The sequence below is a fragment of the Gammaproteobacteria bacterium genome (assembly GCA_011682695.1).
Lineage (GTDB): Bacteria > Actinomycetota > Acidimicrobiia > Spongiisociales > UBA4744 > BMS3Bbin01.
This window is the reverse complement of sequence record JAACED010000114.1, coordinates 1-3005: the sequence shown is the minus strand read 5'-3', so window position 1 is coordinate 3005 and position 3005 is coordinate 1. Positions and strand designations below refer to the sequence as shown.

4 protein-coding genes are annotated in these 3005 nt (G+C 63.3%); all 4 read right to left on the bottom strand.

Going from position 1 to position 3005, the window contains the following annotated elements:
* Positions 1–212: 212 nt before the first annotated feature.
* Positions 213–530 (bottom strand): transposase, encoded by a 318-nt coding sequence (locus GWP04_12555; GenBank protein ID NIA26369.1) that lies wholly within the window; start codon positions 528–530, stop codon positions 213–215.
* Positions 514–1710: an IS30 family transposase gene (locus GWP04_12550; GenBank protein NIA26368.1), complete on the bottom strand. Its 1197-nt coding sequence runs from the start codon at positions 1708–1710 to the stop codon at positions 514–516. The genes GWP04_12555 and GWP04_12550 overlap by 17 nt, the downstream gene beginning before the upstream one ends.
* Before the next feature lie 115 nt (positions 1711–1825).
* Complete coding sequence (locus tag GWP04_12545) at positions 1826–2497, bottom strand: DDE-type integrase/transposase/recombinase (GenBank protein ID NIA26367.1); 672 nt, start codon at positions 2495–2497, stop codon at positions 1826–1828.
* Positions 2498–2571: 74 nt separating this feature from the next.
* A complete protein-coding gene (locus GWP04_12540) occupies positions 2572–2862 on the bottom strand; it encodes a transposase (protein ID NIA26366.1) in 291 nt (96 codons plus the stop codon).
* Between the last annotated feature and the right edge of the window lie 143 nt (positions 2863–3005).

The window sequence follows — 3005 nt, the reverse complement described above, 5'->3', positions numbered from 1 at the left end:
GGGCGTGGGCGGCCCATACGAACCCTTCTGTGACGATTGGGTCGCGTTCATAGTCGATTCTCAGGCGTCGGTGGTTGACCAGCCACGCCCAGGTGGGCTTCCCCTGAGATCGTGGAGGGTTGCTGATTGATGGTTGTAGTCTCTCACGGTTCGCGTCTTGGTGCCATTGGCTCGCCTCCGAGGGCGCCGAGGTTGCTGTGAGAGAACGGTTTTCATGCTGCTCGTTCCTGGGCTGCTCGCTCAGCGAGGATCTGTTCGTAGACGGCGGGTGGTTTCATCTCGCAGCTGCTGTGGCGACGCTGGTGGTTGTAGGCGTCGATGAACGCGGCGACTGCGCTGCGAGCCTGGGCTTTGGTGGCGAAATGCTGGCGTGACAAGACCTCCCATTCGAGGGTCGAGTTGAAACTCTCAGCAGCGGCGTTATCCAGAGCCGACCCGACCCGGCCCATCGACTGGATCACCCCCAACGCCTCACACGCTTTCGCGAACGTGTCGCCGGTGTATTCCCCGGGTTCAAGGGGTGGTCGCAACACCGCCTTGCTGATCGGAGTGTAGGAGTTGGTCGAGGGCTTCGGCGGGTGTGTGCCATTCGAGGGTTTTGCGGGGTCGGGTGTTCAGGGCGAGAGCGACGGCGTCGAGGTCGCCGCGTGAGTGTCTGGCGAGGTCGGTTCCTTTGGGGAAGTATTGGCGTAACAGGCCGTTGGTGTTCTCGTTGGTGCCGCGCTGCCAGGGCGACCGCGGATCGCAGAAGTAGATGGGGAGTCCCGTGTCGATACGGAGCTGGACATGCTGGGCCATCTCTGCACCCTGATCCCAGGTGAGTGACCGGCGGAGCTGTCCGGGCAGGGTGGTGATCGTCTCGGCGATGGCATCCCTGACGGCTTCTGCGCCGTGACCGGCCAGTGGTGGCCCGTTCTTGATTGTGGGTTGTTCGCCGTGGCCTTCCATGCGTGGCAGCCACAGCAGCATTGTGTACCGGGTGGTGCGCTCGACCAGGGTCCCGATCGCTGAGGAGTCGAGCCCGAGGATGAGGTCGCCTTCCCAGTGGCCAGGCACGGCCCGGTCATCAGCCTCCGCCGGTCGTTGCGAGATCATGACGTCGGGGGTGACGAACTTCTTACCCGACGTTTTGGTTCGTGCCCGCGGGACCCGAAGCGCCCGCCCGGTTCGCAGACAGGCAACCAGCTCACGTTTGAGTGCTCCCCGGCCTTGGATGTATAGCGCCTGATAGATGGCCTCGTGAGAGATCCGCATGGTCTCATCATCGGGGAAATCGAGGTGTAAGCGGTTGGATATCTGTTCGGGACTCCACGCCTTGGCCCACCGCCGATCCTGGCGGCGGCCATGACGCCGGCCGATGAACGCCACGTGGGGACCCGGGACCGGCTCCCCATCGGGCCGGGCAGTCGCACCGGAGAGCCGATCCTGGACGTACTCGCGTAGCCGATCGTTGGCAGCGAGCTTGGCCACCTTCGGGCGACTCGCACGATGCTCAGCATGCCACTGCGCCGTCGACGCCCGATACGGGGTCGCATGGCTGCGAGTCGACGCGTTGCGGCGCAGCTCACGACTGATCGTCGACGGCGACCGGCCCAACCGTCGAGCGATCCCCCGCACCCCAACCTCCTGCGCATTCAAGATGGCGATCTCCTCACGCTCGGCGAACGACAGATAACGGCCCGATACCGGAGCCAAATCAAGTGGTGGCATCCCCCCAGCATCGCGGAACCAACGGGCCCCCACCGCCGGCGACACACCAGCCTCGACCGCCGCATCCTCACTCGAGAGCCCTCGAGCGATCGCCTCCCAGAACAAGACACGATCCTCACGCCGCGCAGTCGACGGCCGACCCGGCGACCACATCTTCCCCCGCATCGCACGGATCTCCTGCTGACGCTTCCCAACAGCCATCACAAACCACCTCTCGATCAAGGTGTTGCAACGACCAGTTGAATCCGCCTTCGCCTCCTTTGTCGCTGTGAAAGATCACCCCGGCAACGTCGCCGCCGCGTACCGCAGCTGCCATACACAACGCGGCTTTGGCCAGCTCGGCGTCGTGATGGGAACCGATAGCAAACCCTGGGAGGCGCCGCGACGCCAGATCCTCGACGGTCGCCAGATACAGTTTGCCCTCATCGGTGGGGATCTCGGTGAGATCCCCGCACCATTTCTCGTCGATTGCTTCGGCGTTGAAATCGCGCCTGACCAGGTCACCGATGGGCGCTGCGGCCTTATCGGGACGGGTCAAACCCCGCCGTTTACGTTTCGGGGACCGACCCTGGAGGCCCTGGCGCCTCATCGAGTCGGCCACCGTGTTCACCGACACGTTCCAGCCGTCCTCAACCAGGTCCTCGAACACCCGAGGCGACCCGTAGGTCCCAGGCGTCCCCCCGGAATCGTCAAAGGACGCTTTGACCGCCTCATCGAGAAGGCCCCGGCGGGCCTCGCGTGGTGTCGCCGGGCGATCCAGCCACTTATAGAACGTGGAGGCCGGCATCTCTAAAGCCCGGCAAGCAACCGCGTGGGGAACCCCATGATCGAACCTTTGAGCAGCAATGAACGATGCCACGGTCATCGAGTTGCTTCCTTTACCCAAAGGATCACTGAACGCTTGAGGACATCACGCTCCATCTGGAGCTCAGCGTTCTCACTCTCAAGGAACGCCAAACGAGCCCGCTCATCAACAGTGAGACCCTCAGCCTCGCCGCGCTCGATGCGTTCCTTTTTCACCCAACTACCGAGCGTGCCCTCGTTGATCCCAAGATCCCGGGCCACCTGAGCAATCGACTTCTTCGTCTCTCTCACAATCCGGACAGCTCCCTCCCGGAACTCCGGGTCATACTTGCGTCGTACCTCTGACATGACACCTCCTCCTCATAGTGGAAGTCTCCACACTTTGAGGGGATACCCACAGGTTCGTTCCACTACCCATCGTCGGGGGAGCACCTCAAATGAGTGGGCGGCGATGCGGTTGACGACCTGTGCTGTGATGCCCCGGGTTCGAC

Coding starts and splice junctions, on each gene's coding strand:
- GWP04_12550 (NIA26368.1), bottom strand. CDS start 1,710: ATGCCACCACTTGATTTGGCTCCGGTATCGGGCCGTTATCTGTCGTTC.
- GWP04_12545 (NIA26367.1), bottom strand. CDS start 2,497: ATGCCGGCCTCCACGTTCTATAAGTGGCTGGATCGCCCGGCGACACCA.
- GWP04_12540 (NIA26366.1), bottom strand. CDS start 2,862: ATGTCAGAGGTACGACGCAAGTATGACCCGGAGTTCCGGGAGGGAGCT.